This is a genomic window from Streptomyces panacea (assembly GCF_040560175.1).
GTDB lineage: Bacteria > Actinomycetota > Actinomycetes > Streptomycetales > Streptomycetaceae > Streptomyces > Streptomyces panacea.
In genome coordinates this window covers 12,346-31,095 of record NZ_JARJHW010000003.1, presented here as the reverse complement: position 1 = coordinate 31,095, position 18,750 = coordinate 12,346, and the positions used below count along the sequence as shown (strand labels likewise).

The window sequence follows — 18,750 nt, the reverse complement described above, 5'->3', positions numbered from 1 at the left end:
GACGGGCTGATGCCCGTCCGGCACTGCCCGTCCGGGGCCGCCTCGCGCGGCTGTGATTGGCTGCGCCGGTGAGCGAAGAACGTATCGCCGGCAGGCGTATCTCCGTCAGGCACCGCGACGCCTCCGACCTCGACGCGTGCGTACGCGTACTCGCCGAGGTCCACGACAGCGACGGGTACCCAGTCAACTGGCCCCAGGACCCCGCGGGTTGGCTCGCGCCGCCCGAGTCGCGCGCCGCGTGGGTCGCACTGCTCGACGGCCGGATCGTCGGCCACGTCTGCCTGTCCCGTGCCCGCCCCGGTGACACCGCGCCCGGCATCTGGAGCGAGCGCACCGGCAACAGCCCGGAGAAGACGGCGGTGGTGAGCCGGCTGTTCGTCTCGCCCGGGGCCCGGGGTCACGGAATCGGCGCGCTGCTGCTGACCGGGACGGTCCGGGAGGCCCGCGAGCGCGGGCTCCGTCCGGTGCTGGACGTCGTGACCTCCGACCGTGCGGCGGCGGCCCTGTACGAACGCCAGGGGTGGACGCTGATGGGGACGGACGAGCAGCGCTGGGGTCCGGACCGGACGGTCCAGGTCCACTGTTTCGTGGCGCCCCTCTGACCGGCGCGTGGAGAACACCGCACCCCCCGACCGGCCGTGCGGCCCGTCGGGGGGTGCGGTGTTCCGTACAGGGCTGTCTCAGTACCGCAGCCTCGACAGATGGCGGTAGCTGTTGCGCGCCGTGGCGAACGGGTCCTTCGGCGAGTCGTGTTCGACCAGCCACTGACGTACGCCGCCCCGGTGCGCCGTCTCGAACATCTCCGCGAAGTCCAGGACGCCCGAGCCGACGTCCGCGAAGTCGCCGTTCGGAGCCATGTCCTTGACGTGCAGCGCCGGGAAGCGCGGGCCCTCCTCCACGAACAGGCGGCGCGGATCCGCCCCGCCCTTCGCCGCCCAGTAGACATCCAGCTCGAAGCCCACGTACTCGGGGTCCGTCTCGTTGAGCAGGATGTCGTACAGGACCTCGCCCTCGACGACCCTGTGGTCCGCGTCGTGGTTGTGGAAGAGCACCGGGCCGAGGCCCGACTCCCGCGCCGCGCGTCCGGCCCGGTTCATCGCCGCCGCCGCCTCGCGGTAGCCCGCGGGGGTGTGCATCGCGGCCGGCAGGCTCGGTACGACGACCCACTCGCCGCCCAGTGTGTGGACGTCCGTGATGGCCTGTTGGAGACCGGCGCCCGCCACCGTGGCGTAACCGACGTGCTCCAGCACCGCCTTGAGGCCGACGTCGTCCAACACCTGGCGGATCTGGGTGGCGTCGCGGCCGAAACGGCCGCTGACGCCGACCGTCGCGTAACCGATGTCCGCCAGCTGCTCCAGCGTCCCCTCGAAGTCCGTCGCCAGGACGGACCGCATCGTGTAGAGGTGCATGCCGATGCCCGAGCGCGGGATCCGCCGCCGGCAGCGCGGGTCGTGGTGCCGGCCGGACTCCGCCGCCTGGGCGGTGGCCGCCGTCGACGCCAGTCCGACCGCGGCCAGTCCCGCCGCCGCCGTACCCAGGAACGCTCTTCGTGTGCCGTTCACCCTCACGTGACCTCGTCTCTCAACTCGCTTGAATGCGGTTCGCGTTGATCAGTCCCGGAGGGACTCAGCGCGCGGTGATCTCGACAGCGCCCGTCGTCGTGTCGCCCTTGTCGTCCGTGACCGTGAGATGCGCCGTGTACGCGCCCGGCCGTGTGTAGGTGTGGGTCGCGCTCGCGCCCTGCTGGCCGGTGGGCTTCGTGTTGTCGCCGAAGTCCCAGCGGTACGAGGCGACGGTCCGGCCCTCGGCGAGCTGCACCGCCCCGGTCAGCTCCGCCGACAGCGGCGCCGCGCCTTCCTCCTTGGGTGTGCTGACGGTGACGCTCGTGCCCGGCTTCCTCTCGACCCCGCGGCCGTTGAAGTGCAGCCAGTCGACGGAGAGCACGTCCTGGCCGCCCGGCTTCCAGTCCGGGTTGCTGAAGACCGCGTACATCTTCACCGTGCCCCCGACCGGCCTGAGATGAGTCGTCGGTGAGACGAAGTTCGTCCAGGCGCCGGTGTTCGGAACGGTCACCGAGCCCATCAGCGGGCCGGTCGGCGAGCCGTTGCGGAATTCGATGGTGCCGCCCGTACCGCCCGAGGACGCGCCCACGGTGACCGAATCGATCCCGGTGAGATTCACCGGGTCGTACGCCACCCAGTCGCCGTGCTCGACCTCGATGACCCGCTTGCCGCCGGACGCCTCGGGCCGGGCGCCCACGGTGACGCCGCCGTTCTCGCCGCCGGTCTCGCTGAAGAACTCGCCCTCGCGGTAGGAGGTCTTCAGATTCGACGTGGTGGTCCCCGTCAGCGCGGGAACGGCCGGGTCGTCGCCGCCGTCGTCCTTGTAGCTCGCGGTGACGCGGTAGAAGAGGTCCTGATCCGCGTGCTCGTCCGTCGCCGGGACGGTGAACTCACCCGTGCAGCCCCGCTTGGACTGCACCGGATGCAGCGTGGTCGCGTGACCCAGCCGCCCTTCGACGGTGACGCGCTCGCAGTCGATCTCCGCACCCTTGCCGTCCTCGCGGTCGGTGACCTTCACAGTGAAGGGAACCGTGTCGCCGAGGCTGAACATGCCGCCGTCCGGGGCCCGTTGGACCGTCAGTACCGGCCGCGTGTTGCCCACGGTGATCTCCCGCGCGGCCTGCGCCGAGAGCTTGTCGGAACCGGTCACCGTCAGCCGCGCGGTGAAGACGCCCTTGTCGGTGTAGATGTGACTCGGGTTGGCCTTCGTGGAGTCGACGGTGCCGTCGCCGTCGAAGTCCCAGGCGTATGTCACCGGCTTGCCCCCCGGCACGCCGGAACCCTCGCTGGAGAACTTGACGCTGCGCGGCCCCGGCCCGGTGTCGGACGTGACGGTGATCTTGGCGGTGGGCAACTGACCGTCACCGACGTAGTCGACGCGGTAGATGCCCGTGCCCGAGTTGATCACGCCCGTGCGGCCGGCGCCCGAGCCGACCCCGAAGTCGATCACGTACAAGGAGCCGTCCGGACCGAAGTCGGCCTCGAAGAGCTGGTTCCACTTCATGTCCGTGAAGATCTTGTTGATGGACTGGATGTCCCCGGCCTTGGCCGGCGGGAAGCGCGGGTCGCTGAACGACTGGTCCTTCCGCTGGATCGAGAACGTCTTGAACCAGTTCTGACCCAGCTCGAAGTTGAACCACTTCGAGTCGAAGTACTCGGGGAACTTCGTCGGCGACGGGTTGTCGGGGTCGTAGTCGTAGACGGGACCGCTCATCGGCGCCCCGCCACCGCCGACCTCGGGGAACAGCGGCGAGCCGGAGTACTGGTACGGGACGGTCGCGGCCTTGGCCGGCGGCAGCTCACGCAGACCCGTGTTGTTCGGCGACTCGTTGACCGGCTTGGCGCAGTCGAACTTCGCCCCCGAGACCTTCGTCGCGAAGTCGTAGTCGTTGAAGGGGGTGTTGGCGCCGATGCAGTACGGCCAGCCGAGGTTCGCCGCCTTCGGGACCCGGTTGAACTCGACCGTTCCCTCGGGGCCGCGGTTCGGGTCCACCGCCCGTGAGTCGGGACCGTAGTCGCCGATCAGCAGCGCCCCGTCCTTCGGATCGGTGGTGATACGGAAGGCGTTGCGCAGCCCCATCGCGTACACCTCGGGACGGGTCTTGGCCGTGCCGGGTGCGAAGAGGTTGCCCTCGGGGACCGAGTACGTGCCGTCGTCCTTCGGCGTGATCCGCAGGACCTTGCCCCGCAGGTCGTTGGTATTGGCCGAGCTGCGCTGCGCGTCGAACACCTGTCGGCCCGCACGCTCGTCGATCGGCGTGAAGTTGTCGGAGACGAACGGGTCGGTGTTGTCGCCGGTCGCGACGTACAGATCGCCGTTCTTGTCGAAGGCGAGCGAGCCCGCCATGTGCACGTTGGCGCGCTGCTCGTCGCGGTCGGTCGGGATCTCCAGCAGGAGCTTCTCGGACGCCGGGTCGACGGTGTTGCCCGTCAGGGTGTAGCGCGACAGGTTCAGCTGTCTCTTCTCCTTGTCGGAGTGCAGGAGATAGAGCCAGTCGTTCGTCGCGAAGTCCGGGTCGAGCGTCAGCCCGATGAGCCCGTCGGACTGCTCCGTCATCTTCCGGCTGTACTCGAAGTCCAGCGCGGTGGTGGTCTCCTGGGTCGACTGGTCGAGGACCTGGAGCTTGCCCGTGCGCTGGATGTAGACCACCCGGCGGTCGGGCGTCACGGCCAGCTCGTACGGGTCGGAGAGGTCGGTCGCCAGCTGCGTCCGCTTGAAGGACCCGGTCTTGGTGGCGGAGCAGTCGCCGGGCTTGTTGCCGGCCGCCCACTGGATGCCCCCGAGCAGGTGCTTGCGGAAGTTCTCCTCCGCGAACGCGGACGCGTCATGGCCGCCCGCGGTGAACCAGGAACGGCCGCCGTCGTAGTTCTGGCACCAGGACCACGGGTGGTCGACGCCCTCGTCGAGCCCGGTGATGCCGTCGTTCACCTTGATCTGCGCGAGGGTGTGCACCTTGCCCGTCGGGTTGACGCGCCAGTTGTACCACTCCTCCGAACGCTCCCAGAGCTCCGGAAGGCCCTTGGTGGAGGGGTGCGCCTGGTCGAGGACCTTGACGCGGCCGGTCTGGATCGCGGGGTGCTTGTCGAAGATGGCCCCCGTCAGCCCCTCGTACCAGTCCCAGTCACGCTCGCTCGCGGACGCGGCGTGCAGTCCCACCCAGCCGCCGCCGGCGCGGATGTACTTCTGGAGGGCGGCGCGCTGGGGCGCGTCCAGCAGATCGCCGGACTCCGGCGTGGAGTTGGTGTTGTTGAAGACGATCGCCTGGAAGCGCGCGAGGTTCGCGTCGCTGAAGACGCTCGCGTCGTCGGACGCCTCGACCTCGAAGCCGTTCTCCTCTCCGAGCTTCTTGATTCCCTCGATCCCGGCCGGGATCGACTCGTGCTCGAAGTTGGTGACCTTCGAGAAGACCAGGACCCGGTAGGCCGCGGCCTCCGCGGGAGGGGGCGAGGCGACCCCGAGTCCGAGCACGAGAGCGAGCAGGGCCAGGACGACGGTGAAGGGCGTCAGGGCCCTTCGCGGTCGGCCGGTGCGCAGGGGGGATCGGTCTGGTGGACGGCTACTCACGGGCGCTCCCGGTGCAGGTGGCGGCTACGAATGGGAAGAAAGCGCTTTCTTAAGTACGCCGCATAGCGTAGGTTCCCTGCTTCCGGAGGGTCAATGGGTCGGAAGCGTCCACTGTGGTAGGGGAGTTGGGGGTACCGGAGTCGTCCCGTCCGATCGGTCGATTTCTGACGTGGTGGGTCGTATGCGTCCGGCTGCCGTTGAAAAGTCCCGCCGAAGTGGCCGCCGAAGGGCCTGTTGAAGGGCCTGTTGAAGGGCCGGTGGGGACGTGCTCGTCGGGACGTGCCGGTCGGGACGTGCTCGTTGAGAAGTCCGCGTCGGGAAGTCGGTGTCAGGAGGCCCGCGTCAGGAAGTCGCCGTCAGGAAGTCGCCGTCAGGAAGGCGGAGACGCGTGCGCGGAGCGACCGGGGGTCCAGGCCGTGCGCGGCGAGATGTTCGTCCATCTCCCCGTACTTGCGCAGTTCGCGCCGGCCCACACCCAGCCCGAGCACCCGGTGCGGTACGTCCGCCAGCGCCTCATCGGCCGCCGCCGTCGACGTCCCGGCGAGATACGGCTCCACGATCACCGCCTCGGCGGCGCCCGTCTCCCCGACGGCCCGGCGCAGCGCGGCACCGTCGAAGGGGCGGACGGTCGTCGCGTACAGCACCGTCGTGTCGAGCCCTTCCGTCGCCGCGAGTACGTTGTCCAGCATGGGCCCGACGGCGACCACCACGCCGTGGTTCCCCTCGCGCACGGTCAGGAAGCCGGACCCGGTGACCGGCAGCGCCCGCGCGTTGGTCTGCGCCGAGAGCCGTACGTACACCCGGTCGTCGCCCTTCGCGGCCTGCCGCAGCAGGACCTCGGCCTCGTCGGGGTGCCCCGGCACATGCACGGTCCAGCCGTCGAGCGTGTCGAGGAGCGCCACATCGCCCGGCGACATGTGGGTGAATCCGCCGGACGGCCAGTCGTACGATCCTCCGGCGCTCACCAGCACGCCGCCCACGCCCTGGTGCCCGAAGTCGAGCTTCACCTGCTCGAAGGGGCGCTCCACGAGGAAGCTCGCGAAGGTGTGCACGATCGGCCGCATCCCGGTGAGGGCGATCCCGCCGCCCGCGCCCACGAGCAGTTGCTCGCGGATCCCCACGTCGATCACCCGGTGCGGATGACGGCGTTCCGCCTCGTGGAAGCCGTCGTGGCCGATCACGGCGAGTACGACGGCGAGCCGTGGGTCCTCGTCCAGCAGCCGGGAAGCGGTCGAGGTGAAACGCTCACGCATGGTGTCCATCAGAAGTTCTCCGAGCGGGTCCGAATGGGGCTGGGTCTGGGTCGGTGTCCGGGCGGGTCTGGGGCGGTTCTGAGTCGGTAGCGGTCAGGACCGGGATTCGACGCGGGCGACGACGGCCCTGGCCCGAGCGGGATGGGGCGCGGTGAACGCCTCGTACAGCGCCTGGTGGTCCCGCCCGTCCACGGTGTCGGCCGACCAGCCCGCCGCCGTGAACCGGGAGGCGATCCCACCCGGCCAGCCGTGCGCGGCCGACGAGTTGTCGATCACGAGCGTGTGCAACTGTTCGAGACCGACGGGGCCCGCGTAGGCGATGGCCTCGTGGTTGCTGCCTTCGTCCAGCTCGCCGTCCCCGATGAGGACCCAGACCTTGGAGTCGGTGTGCCCCTGCGCCCGCAGCCCGAGCGCGCTCCCGACGGCGAGCGGCAGCCCGTGCCCGAGCGACCCGCTGCCGATCTCGGCCCTCGGCACGAGCAGTCGGTCGGGGTGGTGGCCGAGCGGTGAGTCGTACGAGCCGAAGCCGGGCAGCAGCGACTCGGAGAAGAAGCCCTTGGCGGCGAGGACGGCGTAGTACGCCATCGGACCGTGGCCCTTCGACAGCAGGAAACGGTCACGCGCCGGGTCGTCGGCGCTGGCGGGGGAGATGTTCAGCACCCGGTCGTAGAGCACCCAGATCGCGTCGAGGGTGGAGGTCGCGGCCGGCCCGTGCTTCTCGTCGCCGGTCATCAGCGACAGGAGGCGATCGAGGTCCCGGTAGCCGTACGGCGTTGTCGGTGTCTGTGTCGATGTCGGCGTAGGCGTAGGTGTCGTCATACGGACCACCGTGCTACCTCAACTCAACTTGAGGTCAACCGCATGACCGGGGTCGCGGAACGGGAAAAGCGGTTCGTGACCACCGGTCGGAGTGCGGTATTGTTCTTATGCGCGTTCAGCCGGGGGAAACCCCAGGTCAGACGGGCATCGGGACGTGGCGCAGCTTGGTAGCGCACTTGACTGGGGGTCAAGGGGTCGCAGGTTCAAATCCTGTCGTCCCGACTCGTGAGAGTCGCAGATCAGGGCCTGTTTCGGAGAAATCCGAAACGGGCCTTTGGCTGTTTTTGGGGACCAGGTGGGGACCAGAGGTTCTTGACCGGGTGTCAGCGGGCGATGGCGATGGCGATGGGGCTCGGCAGGGAGCGTGGGGCGCGCAGCGCGCTCAGGTGCGCGGAGGGTGCCGTGCAGGTCGGCCCGCCGGGTGCGGGAGTGGTCTGGCGCCGGACGGTCCAGTTCCATTGGCCGATGCCGATGGCGCCGACTAGGCATCCGGAGACTTCGCCGATCCGGGCGGCGGTGCACGCGGCGAAAAGGACGACTTCCCCCCAGCCGTAGTACCGGTGACGGGACGCGGCGACGAGTGCCACGGCCGGCCGCGCGAGGGTTCCCAGCCGGGAAGGGCCGGCGTGCGCGGGTCGAGAAGTAGCCTGCGGAATGATTGGAGGGAGGCTCAAGACCAGCGGCGCGGTCCGGGTGTGTTCGGATCTTGGCCGGGGTCTCCCGCTGGAGGTTCGCGAGACCTCAACTCCCTCCGTAATGCGGCGCGTTCGCCTGCCGACAAGCCGGGTGATCGCCCAGCCGTCCATCGCTGCGGCGGCAATCGAGGTTCCCGCGTCCGGGAAGCCGGGGGATCCCTGATACATCCATTGACGCGGTCATGCCCCACGGTTAGCTTCAGAAAGCGCTCTCTCCCAGCCTGCGGTACCCCCCTCCTTGCCTTGACCGTTTTGAGGAGCCCCGCGCATGAAGTCACCGAGATCCCTGTCCGTCACATTCCTCGCCGCACTGATAACGATGTCGTTCTCCGTAATCGGTGGGCTGCCTACCGCCGCTTCCGCGGCGCCCGCGGTGGTGTGCAACAAGCACTGCGATGCCCGGGACCCTTCGCTGAGCCCGCAGGACCGGGTGTCCGTGACGACCGGGGTCTCCTCCCGCTCGATCGCCTTGCACTTCAACGACGCGGACGCCATGGGCTGGGCGTCCATCGACAACGGCGGCCCCGGCGACCACGTGTGGCTGGACCGGTCCATGGACGGCGGCAGGACCTGGGCGTCCGGGAGCCGTCTGGGTGACACCGCCGTGCCGGCCGGGGGACGTGGCTGGCGTACCCAGATGTACAACGTCGACGACTGGAACAGCCGAGGCGTCGGAGCTCTCAGGGCCTGCGGGCAGCCGGTCGGTGGTGCCATCGCGTGTACGCCCTGGGCCCGCACCACGTGGAACGCGGGCGCCAGGAGTACCGCGGCCGCCACCGCTCTGATGATGTCGTTCGACCGCGACAGCAAGCTTTTCGGAGGCAACGGCTGGTGGACCTCGGCCAACGCGCTGACCGCGATCACCGACAACATCCGCATCAGCGGTATGCGCAGCTACCTGTACGCCGTCGCCGACACGTACGACAAGAACATCAACGCCCAAGACGGCCAGTTCCGCAACGAGTACCTGGACGACACCGGGTGGTGGGGTCTCGCCTGGATCAACGCGTACGACCTGACCGGCGACAGACGCTATCTCGACACCGCGAGAGCCGACGCGGATCACATGAACGCCAACTGGAACGACACATGTGGCGGCGGCGTCCGGTGGAACACGAACGGCAACTACAAGAACGCCATCACCAACGAGCTGTTCCTACAGCTCAACGCGGCTCTGCACAACCGTATGCCCGGTGACACCACGTACCTGGACCGTGCGAAGCGTGAGTGGACCTGGTTCCGGAACAGCGGCATGATCAACAACGAGCAGCTGATCAACGACGGTCTCAACGACGCGTGTGGCAACAACGGACAGCCCACCTGGACCTACAACCAGGGTGTCATTCTGGGCGGGTTGACCGAGCTGTACCGGGCCACCGGCGATGCAGGCCTGCTCTCGACCGCGCGCACACTGGCCAACGCCTCCAGCGTCAAGCTCCAGACCGACGGCGTACTGCGCGAACCCGGTGAGGGCGACAACTGCACCGGCGACGGCCCCTCGTTCAAGGGCGCCTACGTACGCGGGCTCGGAAAGCTCAACCGTCAACTGCCCGACCACCCCTACGCCGCAGCGATCAGCCGCTGGGCGAACAGCGCCTACGACCGCAACCGCAATCCTCTCGACCAATACGGCCCGCACTGGAGCGGCGGCAGCGGCGCGACCGACTACGGCTGTCAACAGAGCGCCCTCGACCTCCTCAACGCCGCTGACGGCAGCTGACGTTCGAGGCGGCCGGATCGGGCTATCTTGAGCGAACGAGGACGACCCCTGGCCGACGGTGGCACGGATCAGGGAATCGCGGCCATTCTCGCCGACATGTCACCCGAAGTTCTCGCTACTTGATCAGGGCATTCGCGATAATGATCACCAGGCCGATCAGCATGTCCAGGGCCCCCGCACGGCACGAGGACGGCCATCCGTGCCCGGCGGTGCGGGCGGCCCAGGTGCCCCAGCCGAACAGGGCGACGGTGTTGAACAGCAGGGCTGCGTCCACAGCCGTGGCTTCTGCCCACCACCCGGCTACCGAGGCAAGCAGCACCGCCACCGTGGGCAGCACGGCGGCGACCAATGGCCACTCGGCGAGCACCAGCCGCAGTCTGCCCACGCCGGCTGCCTCGTCGGCGGACGCACGCTGGGCGATGACGCGCGCGTACCCATGGGCGGCGGCCGACGCCAGCGCGGTGAGCAGTACCCACAGCGCGTCCGGACCGGGATCGGCCGTATCGCCCGTCGCGTCCAGCGCGGCCGCCAGGGCGCTGGCCAGCACCAGGCCGTAGATGCCGCTGAACAGCGACTGCTCCGGCGGCCGATGGTGCAAGGTCCCCCTTGGTGCGACGGTCCTTCGGCTGACATGGTCGGCGTGCTCAGGCATCGCATCGCCTCGGTGCGGGAAGAGGGCTGGGTCCGCACATACTCACCCGCGTGACACCGGGGAACACGACGCCACGCGCAAAGGGAGTCGGGACGCCGGCGTCCGGTGCCGTGCCGGTAACGGGTGGTACGGCGCCCCGCGGGTGAGCGGCGGCGGCAGCGGCTGCCCGGCTGTCTTCGTCGGTGGCGAGAGCCTGGTCGAGCGCTGTCGGCGGGCGGCCCGCGTCTCCGGTGGGGACCTGTCCTCGTTCAGTCCCCGCCCTTCGTCTCGATCGCCTCGCCCCGGGAGACTGGCGACTACACCATCAGGGAGTGGTGGAACGGCCCCGCCCTGCACCACGTCACCACGGCCGCCGAAGCGATCGCCATCGCCGTGGGCCGAATCCCTGCCGACCTGCTCCAGAAGCCGTCTGGCCGACCCGGCCGTACATCTGGCGCTTGAGCATCCTGATCCGGTTGACGTGGCCTTCGACGACGCCCGAGTTCCATGGCTGCGTGGGGCCGGTGATGACCGCGTCGGGGTGGGTGAGTATCCAGTGGGAGACGGGGGAGGCCACGGGCTCTGCCTTTCGGAACGGTGCGCTGGAGGCGCACGGTGCGGGACAGGTGCCGGTCATGAGGCGATTTCGCCGCTCATCCGTCGCTGCAACTCCCACAAGGACTGGAACAGGCCGGGAGTGCGGGTGAGTTCGGCGTAGGCGCCTTCCTGCACGATCCGGCCCTCGTCCAGGACGACGATCCTGTCGGCGATGGCCACGTTGGTGAGCCGATGCGTGATCAGCAGGATGGCGCGGTCCTTGGCCAGTTCGCGAAGGCCGGAGAAGATCCGGTGCTCCGCCCGCGCGTCGAGGGCCGCCGTGGGTTCATCCATCACCAGCAGCGCCGCCTGCCGGTGGAAGGCGCGGGTGAGTACCAGCCGCTGCCACTGACCGCCGGAGAGCTGCTGCCCGCCGAACCACTCGCTGGTCAGGAGGGTGTTCAGGCCGGAGCGGAGGTCGGGCAGCATCTCCGCGGCGCCGGACGCCTCGCACGCGGCGAGCAGGGCGGCGTCACTCGTGTCGCCCTGCCCGAAGGTGATGTTGTCGCGCATCGTCAGCGGCAGGTAGGTGAACTTCTGCGGGACCAGGGCGACGTGCTTCCACGCCTCCCAGGGATCCAGCTCCGCCGTGGAGGCGTGGTCCCAGGCCACTTCGCCGTCGGTGGGGAGCAGCAGTCCGCACAGCAGCCGGGAGAGGGTGGATTTTCCGGAGCCGTTCTCCCCGACCAGGGCCACGATCTCGCCGCGCCGCACGTGGAGGGAGACGCCGCTGAGGCTGTCCTTCGGCGCGCCGTCGTATCGGTAGGTGATGTCGCGGACCTCGAAGCGCTCCGGTGCCGCGGGGAGGGCCGCGGTGCCGCGGGTGTCGGCCATGGCCTGACCGTGAGCGTTGTCGAGGAAGTTCTGCCAGTCCTGCACGTACCAGCCGGTGCGCACCAGGCGGGCCCCGCCGTTGATGATGCCGCGCACGGAGCCGGTGGCCGTCTGGAGAGCGAAGACGGCGCCGCCTCCGGCCGCCAGGCTCATACGGCCCGACGCGAGGAGCCACAGCAGCGCCGCCCACACCGCGATCGAGGCGACCCCGCCGGCGACAGCACCGGCCATGCCCATCCAGGCACCCGTGTTCGCGGCCTTGCACTCAGCCGCGTTGACCGAGGCGGCCAGCTTTCGGTACCGGGCGATCAGGAACGGGCCCGCCAGGCAGGCACGCATCTCCTCGCTGGATTCCATGTACGCCATGTGCCAGCGCAGCTTGCCAAGCATCCGCCGCCGCCCGGAGGTCTCCAGGCCCGCCAGGTAGATCACCCGCGCCGACCGGACGTAGGCGGCTGCCTGCGGCAAGCACGCCAGGAAGAGCAACGGCAGGAGCACGGGGTGGAGAACGGTCAGGACGGCCGCGCCGGCCGCGAGCGTCGCGGTAGCCGCGAGCACGTCCTGCGCCTCTTCCACCAGGTCGGGTGTGACCTGGGCACCGCGGTCAGCGATGTCGTACGCGTCGTTGTAGCCGGGCTTGTTGTTGGCGGCGAGTTCCGCGCCGAGCGCGGCCTCCACCATCGTCAGCTCCGCCGCCCGGCCGAGCACCGGGCGCAGCCGCCCGGTCAGCCAGACCACGATGATGCCCAGCAGCGCCCGCAGTCCGGTTGCCGCGGCGATGACAGCCAGCTGCGGAGCGGCGTCCCACAGCCGCTCGGTGATGGCGCACGAGGAGATCAGCGCGGTGATCGTTCCCGTGACGGCCAGCAGGCCAAGGGCCGCGAGCACGCCGGTTCCGACCTGGCACACCAGCAGCCCGACCGTCGCGCCGCGGTCCACCCGCCATGCCATTTTCAAGGAACGCAGTACGAGCGCGGGCAGGCGCCGCGCCATCGTGCGGGTCGTCAGCAGCGATCCGGCCTGGAGACGGGACTCGTCTCGATAGAGGAACTCCTCTTCTCGAACACCGGCCTCCTGCGGTTCGTCCTCCTGCGAGGTCCCCTTCGGTGGTTGTGGCGGCTGGTCCTGCGTGATGGCCGAGGTCATCGTTCCCCCTAGGACGGTCGCTGCGGCGGAGTCGTGGGGTCCAACGACGCGGCTGCGATTTCGAACACACGTCATTCGGTCGTGCTGGGAGCCGCGGTTTCCTGCGCGAGGAGACCTCGCCGACTCCGGATCCCTGGTCCGGCAAGGGGCGGCTGCGGGGCAGAAATGGCCGAAACGCCTGCATCGCCGCGCGGCGAGGGCGTGACGACAGGGCATCTCAGCTCAGCCCGGCGCGCCCCGCCTGGCGCCGAGAACCGGCTCAGCCCTGGCGTACCCGGTCGACGACGAGTCGGCTGGGGGGCTCGTCGACGACGAAGCGCGGAACGTCAGCCGCGAGCCGGTCGCGGGAGTCGGCGACGGTCATTCGGAAGCCCGGCTCGGGGGCGCCGTTGACGCCGCTCGCGTCCCGGGCGCGGATCAGCTCGCGGAGTGCACCGCACCCGGCGCGCACGAACGCCCAGGTCAGTGCTTCAGGCCGCGGAGCACGCGCGGTGTTTCGGGTTCGGCCCGCGCCATGGCTGCGGCAACCGGCGACATCGACCCGTCGCTGGGCACGGGCGAGCGATGTGGGCCGGCTCGTGCCAGGACAGGTCGGTGTGGGTCGACGGTTCAGCGTGGCGCGAGTGTGCGCTGGTGGTTCCCGGTCAGCGGCGGCCGGTGGCCAGGGTGACGAGGAACTGGCCGCCGCCCGGCTCGATGTCGGCGGTCACCGGCAGCCCCGGTACGAGTCGGGAGAACCGGTCCACCAGCCAATCCGCCGCCTCTTGGGCGTCCCGCCTGGTCGGACAACGGCCCACCATCTCGCGGCCCCCTTTGCGCTCCAGCCTCCCGGCAACGGTGATCAGTGGCGCGGGTTCGACCACGTACAGGCGCTCCGGCCAGGCGATGACCACCTTGACCGCGCCCTTGCGGGTGTTGCATCCGCGGTGCGCGAGCCGCTCGGTGACCTTGGCCTTCCGGTCGGCAGTCCGGCTGTCGACGCTGGGCCCCCGCGGGTCGTTCACCGACTCGTCGGGGTCGACCGCTTCGTCACAGACCCAGCATCGCCAGCCGTCGCGCTGGGCCACATCATCAAGGAGACTCATCCGAGCAAACTAGCCTGCCCGGCCGTCACCTCGCGCACCGGCGACGGTGACTTCACCGCGGGCGGCTTCACCGGCACGGTCACGGAAGGCGTTCCGCGCCTGCCCGACACCCTCGCCGGCAGCACGGTGACGCTGTTGCAGCAGGTCCGGAAGCTCGTCGAGCACGGCTGGCCCGTGGACCGCGCGGTGAACCTGGCCGGCCGCGCGCGCCCGCTTCCACGGGCTCACCGGCGCGGGGGAACTCACCCCCGGCGGCCCGGCCGACCTGATCGTGAGCGGCTCACACAGGACACCGCGCCGTGTTCCGTACTCACCGACGCCGGCGGACGGCCCCGACCGGCCACCCTCGTCGCCCGAGCCCGAAATCCTTGTCCGTCCCTGTCCCCGTTGGCGCTGGAGCCTGCCCGCGGCGGCGGCGACACTCATCGTGAGCGTGTCGGCAACCTTCCTCCTGAACGCCGGGAGCGGCGACGAAGGGAACGGACGGCAGGGCGGAGACGACGGCGGGGGCGTACGTCCTGCGAGGCGCGGACACCGTGGACGGTCTCATGTACTCCGTTTACGTGGACGGGGAGAAGAACGCGCACCGTGGCCTGCCGTCCGCGTCCGAGTCCGAGGACGACTACCTGGCGCCGAACGGGGAGTGCCTTGCTGCCGGAGGGGTGGTGTACATCCCCCTCACCGACGGCACGGTCGTATCCGGCTACCTGTGGCTACAGGTGTCCAGTGCGACGCACGTCAGCGGCGGGGTAGCACGCCCAGGAGGCTTGCGGTCAGGGCCAGCTTCAAGGAGTCCTTCAGCTCCAGGTGGAAGCGGGCGAGGTCGGGCTCGGCCTGGTAGGCCGCCCGCAGGCTGGGCGGGGGTGTGCTGTACGCGGGCAGCACACCGGCCATGAGCATGGTTTGCAGGCTGAACAGCGTCGCGTTCTCGCCCAGCTCCGGCAGGTACTTCTGGATCAGGCCGGTCATGGTTGTCAGGCGGTCCAGGGAGGCGCGCTTGTAGCGTGCGACGACCTCGACGGAGACGTTGCGTTCCAGGACGCTGCTCTGTGCGCCGAAGAGTTCGCACAGCACCACTCGGTCGGAGAGGGAGCGGCTGAGGACCTCGGCCACCGCTGCCGCTCGCTCGGCCATGGGCAGCTTGTCGTCGACGCCGGCGGCCAACTCGCCTGCCAGCTCCGCCAGCCACTCCTGCAGGAAGTGGTCCAGCAGTTCCAGCAGCACCGCCTCGCGAGACTCGAAGTAGCGCAGCACGTTCGGCTTCGCCAGTCCTACGCGGCGGCTGAGCTCGTTCAGGGTGACCGCGGCCACGGGCATCTCGTCGAGCATCGCCGACGCCATGTCGAGGATCGCCCGCCGGCGGATCTCCCGCTGCTCCTCGGTTCGCGCGCGCTGGAAAGTCACGATCACCAGCCTAACTTAGGTACCTGCGGTACGTTGACAACGTACCGAGAGTACTTTAACGTCGGCGACGACAAGATACCTTCGGTACCTTAGATGGCCGGGAGCCTGACATGAGTGAGAAGTGGACGACGGCGAACATGCCGGACCAGCGCGGACGGGTGGCCGTGGTGACCGGGGCCAACACCGGACTGGGGTACGAGACCGCCAAGGCGCTCGCCGAGCGCGGGGCGTCCGTGGTGCTCGCCGTGCGCGACGTCGAGAAGGGCGAGCAGGCCGCGGCCCGCATGACCGGCGACGTGACCGTGCAGGCGCTGGACCTGACCTCGCTCGACTCCGTACGGACCGCGGCGGCGGCGCTGCGGTCCCGGCTCGACCGGATCGACCTGCTGATCAACAACGCCGGCGTGATGTACACCCCGAAGCGGACCACCCGGGACGGCTTCGAGATGCAGTTCGGCACCAACCACCTCGGCCACTTCGCGCTCACCGGGCTGCTGCTGGACCTGATGCTGCCGGTGCCCGGCTCGCGCGTGGTGACGGTCAGCAGCACCGGCCACCGCATCCGGGCCGCGATCCACTTCGACGACCTGCAGTGGGAGCGCTCGTACAGCCGGGTCGCCGCCTATGGTCAGTCCAAGCTGGCCAACCTGATGTTCACGTACGAGCTGCAACGCAGGCTCGCCACGCGCGGCACCACCGTCGCGGTGGCCGCGCACCCCGGCCTGTCCAGCACCGAGCTCGCGCGCAACACCCCCACGGCCCTCCGGCTTCCGCTCACCTGGCTCGCACCGCTGATCACCCAGACGCCGGCGATGGGCGCGCTGCCGACCCTGCGCGCCGCCACCGACCCCGCCGCGCTCGGCGGCCAGTACTACGGTCCCGGCGGACGCAACGAGGTCATGGGCCACCCCCGGCTGGTCACCTCCAGCCCACAGTCGTACGAGGTAGCCGTCCAGCAGCGGCTGTGGGCCGTCTCCGAAGACCTCACCGGGGTGAAGTTCCCCGTCGGGACCATCCCCGCGCGTACGGGGGAACAGGTCTGGGTCGCCGGGTAGTTGACCTTCGCGGTGGGGCCGTCGCCCCCTGGCGCCTCATGGGCCGTGCGGGCCGCCGGACGAGCGCGCTCACCTTCCGGACCCGCACCGTACTCGCCGGCAACGCGGCGAAACCGGCCCTGGTCACAGCGGTGCGTACGTCTTTCAGATCACGAACAGCACCGGATCGGTCTCGGCCGCTTCCGGCAGGGGCTCGGGCAGGTCGAACAGGGGCTGCTCGCCGGGCACCGGCAGATCGACGACGGCGAGGGATCCGGGGCAGGACACCAAGGAGCCGTCCGGGTCGCGGCGCGCGCCCGGGGCGTCGTGCCGCCAGATGCGGCCCCTCCTCATCTGGCCGGCGACCGGCCCGGCAGCGATGGCACGATCGCAGACGGCGCAGTTCACGCGGGGAAGCTTCACACGGATCAGTGTGACGCAGTTCGACGGGCGAGGCGGGGGCCGGACGGCACCGGTCCCGGCCTCCCGTCCAGCAGCCGCTATCAGCCGTGCCAAGCAGCGATCCGTTCGATCATCTGGTACGGGTAGTTCGGCGTCAGCGGCGCGCTGACTTCGGTGAGTCGGGTCATCGCCTTCTCGTCGAGGTGCAGGGCGGCCGCGGCGAGCGACTCGCGCAACTGCGTGATGGTGCGCGCGCCGACGATCGGCGCGGTGACGCCCGGGCGGTCGGCGACCCACGCCAGTGCCGCCTGGCCGGGCGTCACGCCGTGCGCGTGCGCGACGTCGCGGAGCACCTCGATGACCGACCAGACCTCCTCGGTGTCCCGTCGGTGCCACGCTTCACTCGTCTGTTCCCCTGCTTGGGCGACCCGTGTGCCGGCCGGTGGCTGCTCGTCGCGCCGGTACTTCCCGGTGAGCCATCCCTGGGCCAGCGGGCCGTACAGCAGTGTGCCCAGACCGGCGTCCGCACCGGCCGGAATGACCTCCCACTCGACCGCCCGGGCCAGCAGGCTGTACTGGATCTGGTGGGAGACCAGAGGCGGGCCGTCCCGCTCCACCAGCAGCCGCGCGAGCTTGGCGACCTGCCACCCGGCGAAATTGCTCACGCCGACGTGGCGGGCCTTGCCCGCGGAGACGATCTCGGCGAGAAACTCGACGATCTCGTCGACCCGGTGCTCGTCGTCCGGGCCGTGCAACTGGTAGAGGTCGATGTGGTCGACGCCGAGCCGGGAGAGGCTGGCGTCGATCGCGGTGCGCAGGTACGCCGGTGTCAGGCTCGCGCCCGGGTATCCGAAGCGGCCCTTGGTCGCGAGCAGGACGCGCTCGCGCATGCCCGGCCGGGAGCTCAGCCAGCGGCCGACGATGCGCTCCGAGGTGCCGCTGCCATAGTTGTCGGCCGTGTCGATCAGCGTGCCGCCCGCGTCGACGTACGCGTCGAGCATCTCGTGGGCCGTCGCCTCGTCCGTGTCACCACCGAACGTCATCGTCCCGAACGCGAACCGGGACACGACCGGCCCCGAACTGCCCAGCTGACGAGTCTCCATCTGTACTCCTCTTCCGTCGTTGCCCGATGCTGGCAGTCGGAGCGCACTCAAGGTCAAGGCCGAACCAACCATCAAGCCTCGAACGGCCAGATGTGAACGCCCTGAAGCTATCCGCGGCTGGTTCGCGGCCGGGGTCAGAGACAGGACCAAGCAGTCGAGGAGTTGGCGGTGGATCGCGGGCAGGTGCCCGTGCCCGACGGGCTCCAGCTCGTTCGCGCCGCCAACGGGCCCCGGAGAGTCCGGGTTCATCGGACGCCCGCGGCGCCTGTCGTCATTGGATTGTTCAACGACACCCATTGAGGTGTCGACCTCGCTAGTCAGCGGTGGTGCGCATTCCCGCGAGAAGGGTGGTGACCATGCGTTTGGCGTCGTCCCGGCTGTAGTCGGGGCCGGTGATGCAGAGGTTTCCGATGGCGCGCATGAGTGTGTAAGCGGTGATGTCCAGGCTGATCTCGTCGGCGGCGGCGCATGCGTCCAGCAGGGTTGCGCAGGCCGGGACCAGGGTGTCGAGCATGAGGGCGTGGAGGTTCTCCAGCCCTGGGTCGCCGGACCCCAGCGCGGCGCCGAGGCCGTGCTTTGTCACCAGGAACTCCACGAACGCGTCCACCCAGTGGGCCAGGGCGGTGAACGGTGAGGCTGATTTCTCCAGGAGCCGGGGCCCGAGTGCGGCGCAGGTGTCGATCTGGTGCCGGTAGACGGCGGTGACGAGGTCCGCCCGGGTCGGAAAGTTCCGGTAGATCGTGCCGACGCCCACGCCGGCGCGTTCCGCGATGTCGCGGACAGGGGCCTGGACGCCCTGATCGACGAAGGCTGCTGCCGCAGCCGCCAGGACGGCGCTGCGGGTGCGCTGTGCCTGTGCCTGGCGCACCCCGACGGAATCCGGCACGGCTCCTCCTTTTG

At 69.8% G+C, this 18,750-nt stretch carries 17 protein-coding genes and 1 tRNA gene; 5 read left to right on the top strand and 13 right to left on the bottom strand.

Features of this window, described 5'->3' with window-relative positions:
* Nucleotides 1-68: 68 nt before the first annotated feature.
* Nucleotides 69-602 carry a GNAT family N-acetyltransferase gene (locus P3L51_RS01565; RefSeq protein ID WP_354603159.1) on the top strand — a complete coding sequence of 178 codons (534 nt, stop codon included), beginning with the start codon at nt 69-71 and terminating at the stop codon, nt 600-602.
* 78 nt (nt 603-680) lie between these two features.
* On the opposite strand, the gene P3L51_RS01560 is transcribed toward P3L51_RS01565, so the two are convergent.
* From P3L51_RS01560 to P3L51_RS01545, 4 genes are all read right to left on the bottom strand, one after another.
* On the bottom strand, nt 681-1,562 hold the full coding sequence (locus P3L51_RS01560; RefSeq protein WP_435594353.1) for a sugar phosphate isomerase/epimerase family protein: 882 nt from the start codon (nt 1,560-1,562) through the stop codon (nt 681-683).
* 64 nt (nt 1,563-1,626) lie between these two features.
* Nucleotides 1,627-5,127: a ThuA domain-containing protein gene (locus P3L51_RS01555; protein WP_435594352.1), complete on the bottom strand. Its 3,501-nt coding sequence runs from the start codon at nt 5,125-5,127 to the stop codon at nt 1,627-1,629.
* A gap of 356 nt (nt 5,128-5,483) precedes the next feature.
* Nucleotides 5,484-6,389: a transketolase family protein gene (locus P3L51_RS01550; RefSeq protein WP_354603158.1), complete on the bottom strand. Its 906-nt coding sequence runs from the start codon at nt 6,387-6,389 to the stop codon at nt 5,484-5,486.
* An 84-nt stretch (nt 6,390-6,473) separates the two neighbouring features.
* On the bottom strand, nt 6,474-7,199 hold the full coding sequence (locus tag P3L51_RS01545; protein WP_354603157.1) for a thiamine pyrophosphate-binding protein: 726 nt from the start codon (nt 7,197-7,199) through the stop codon (nt 6,474-6,476).
* A 148-nt stretch (nt 7,200-7,347) separates the two neighbouring features.
* Here P3L51_RS01545 and P3L51_RS01540 point away from each other — a divergent pair.
* A tRNA-Pro gene (locus P3L51_RS01540) sits at nt 7,348-7,421 on the top strand.
* A gap of 101 nt (nt 7,422-7,522) precedes the next feature.
* Here the strand turns inward: P3L51_RS01540 and P3L51_RS01535 are convergent.
* Nucleotides 7,523-7,786 (bottom strand): hypothetical protein, encoded by a 264-nt coding sequence (locus P3L51_RS01535; RefSeq protein WP_354603156.1) that lies wholly within the window; start codon nt 7,784-7,786, stop codon nt 7,523-7,525.
* Nucleotides 7,787-8,213: 427 nt separating this feature from the next.
* Here P3L51_RS01535 and P3L51_RS01530 point away from each other — a divergent pair, with 427 nt between their 5' ends.
* Nucleotides 8,214-9,614 (top strand): glycoside hydrolase family 76 protein, encoded by a 1,401-nt coding sequence (locus P3L51_RS01530; RefSeq protein WP_354603233.1) that lies wholly within the window; start codon nt 8,214-8,216, stop codon nt 9,612-9,614.
* Between the two features lie 115 nt (nt 9,615-9,729).
* On the opposite strand, the gene P3L51_RS01525 is transcribed toward P3L51_RS01530, so the two are convergent.
* Nucleotides 9,730-10,266: a hypothetical protein gene (locus tag P3L51_RS01525; protein WP_354603155.1), complete on the bottom strand. Its 537-nt coding sequence runs from the start codon at nt 10,264-10,266 to the stop codon at nt 9,730-9,732.
* A gap of 123 nt (nt 10,267-10,389) precedes the next feature.
* On the opposite strand from P3L51_RS01525, the gene P3L51_RS01520 reads away from it, so the two are divergent.
* Complete coding sequence (locus P3L51_RS01520; RefSeq protein WP_354603154.1) at nt 10,390-10,707, top strand: DUF6193 family natural product biosynthesis protein; 318 nt, start codon at nt 10,390-10,392, stop codon at nt 10,705-10,707.
* 171 nt (nt 10,708-10,878) lie between these two features.
* Here P3L51_RS01520 and P3L51_RS01515 read toward each other — a convergent pair whose 3' ends face one another.
* The 4 genes from P3L51_RS01515 to P3L51_RS01500 form a co-directional block, all read right to left on the bottom strand.
* On the bottom strand, nt 10,879-12,822 hold the full coding sequence (locus P3L51_RS01515; RefSeq protein WP_354603153.1) for an ATP-binding cassette domain-containing protein: 1,944 nt from the start codon (nt 12,820-12,822) through the stop codon (nt 10,879-10,881).
* A gap of 259 nt (nt 12,823-13,081) precedes the next feature.
* Nucleotides 13,082-13,273 carry a hypothetical protein gene (locus tag P3L51_RS01510; protein ID WP_354603152.1) on the bottom strand — a complete coding sequence of 64 codons (192 nt, stop codon included), beginning with the start codon at nt 13,271-13,273 and terminating at the stop codon, nt 13,082-13,084.
* A gap of 193 nt (nt 13,274-13,466) precedes the next feature.
* A complete protein-coding gene (locus tag P3L51_RS01505; protein ID WP_354603151.1) occupies nt 13,467-13,907 on the bottom strand; it encodes a hypothetical protein in 441 nt (146 codons plus the stop codon).
* 738 nt (nt 13,908-14,645) lie between these two features.
* Nucleotides 14,646-15,311, bottom strand: coding sequence for a TetR/AcrR family transcriptional regulator (locus P3L51_RS01500; protein WP_354603150.1), 666 nt, complete (start codon nt 15,309-15,311; stop codon nt 14,646-14,648).
* A 110-nt stretch (nt 15,312-15,421) separates the two neighbouring features.
* Between P3L51_RS01500 and P3L51_RS01495 the strand changes: the two genes are divergently transcribed.
* On the top strand, nt 15,422-16,366 hold the full coding sequence (locus tag P3L51_RS01495) for an SDR family NAD(P)-dependent oxidoreductase (RefSeq protein ID WP_354603149.1): 945 nt from the start codon (nt 15,422-15,424) through the stop codon (nt 16,364-16,366).
* Between the two features lie 144 nt (nt 16,367-16,510).
* On the opposite strand, the gene P3L51_RS01490 is transcribed toward P3L51_RS01495, so the two are convergent.
* The 3 genes from P3L51_RS01490 to P3L51_RS01480 form a co-directional block, all read right to left on the bottom strand.
* Nucleotides 16,511-16,768 (bottom strand): hypothetical protein, encoded by a 258-nt coding sequence (locus P3L51_RS01490; RefSeq protein WP_354603148.1) that lies wholly within the window; start codon nt 16,766-16,768, stop codon nt 16,511-16,513.
* Nucleotides 16,769-16,848: 80 nt separating this feature from the next.
* Nucleotides 16,849-17,850 carry an aldo/keto reductase gene (locus P3L51_RS01485; protein WP_354603147.1) on the bottom strand — a complete coding sequence of 334 codons (1,002 nt, stop codon included), beginning with the start codon at nt 17,848-17,850 and terminating at the stop codon, nt 16,849-16,851.
* 313 nt (nt 17,851-18,163) lie between these two features.
* Complete coding sequence (locus P3L51_RS01480) at nt 18,164-18,736, bottom strand: TetR/AcrR family transcriptional regulator (protein ID WP_354603146.1); 573 nt, start codon at nt 18,734-18,736, stop codon at nt 18,164-18,166.
* Nucleotides 18,737-18,750 lie beyond the last annotated feature (14 nt).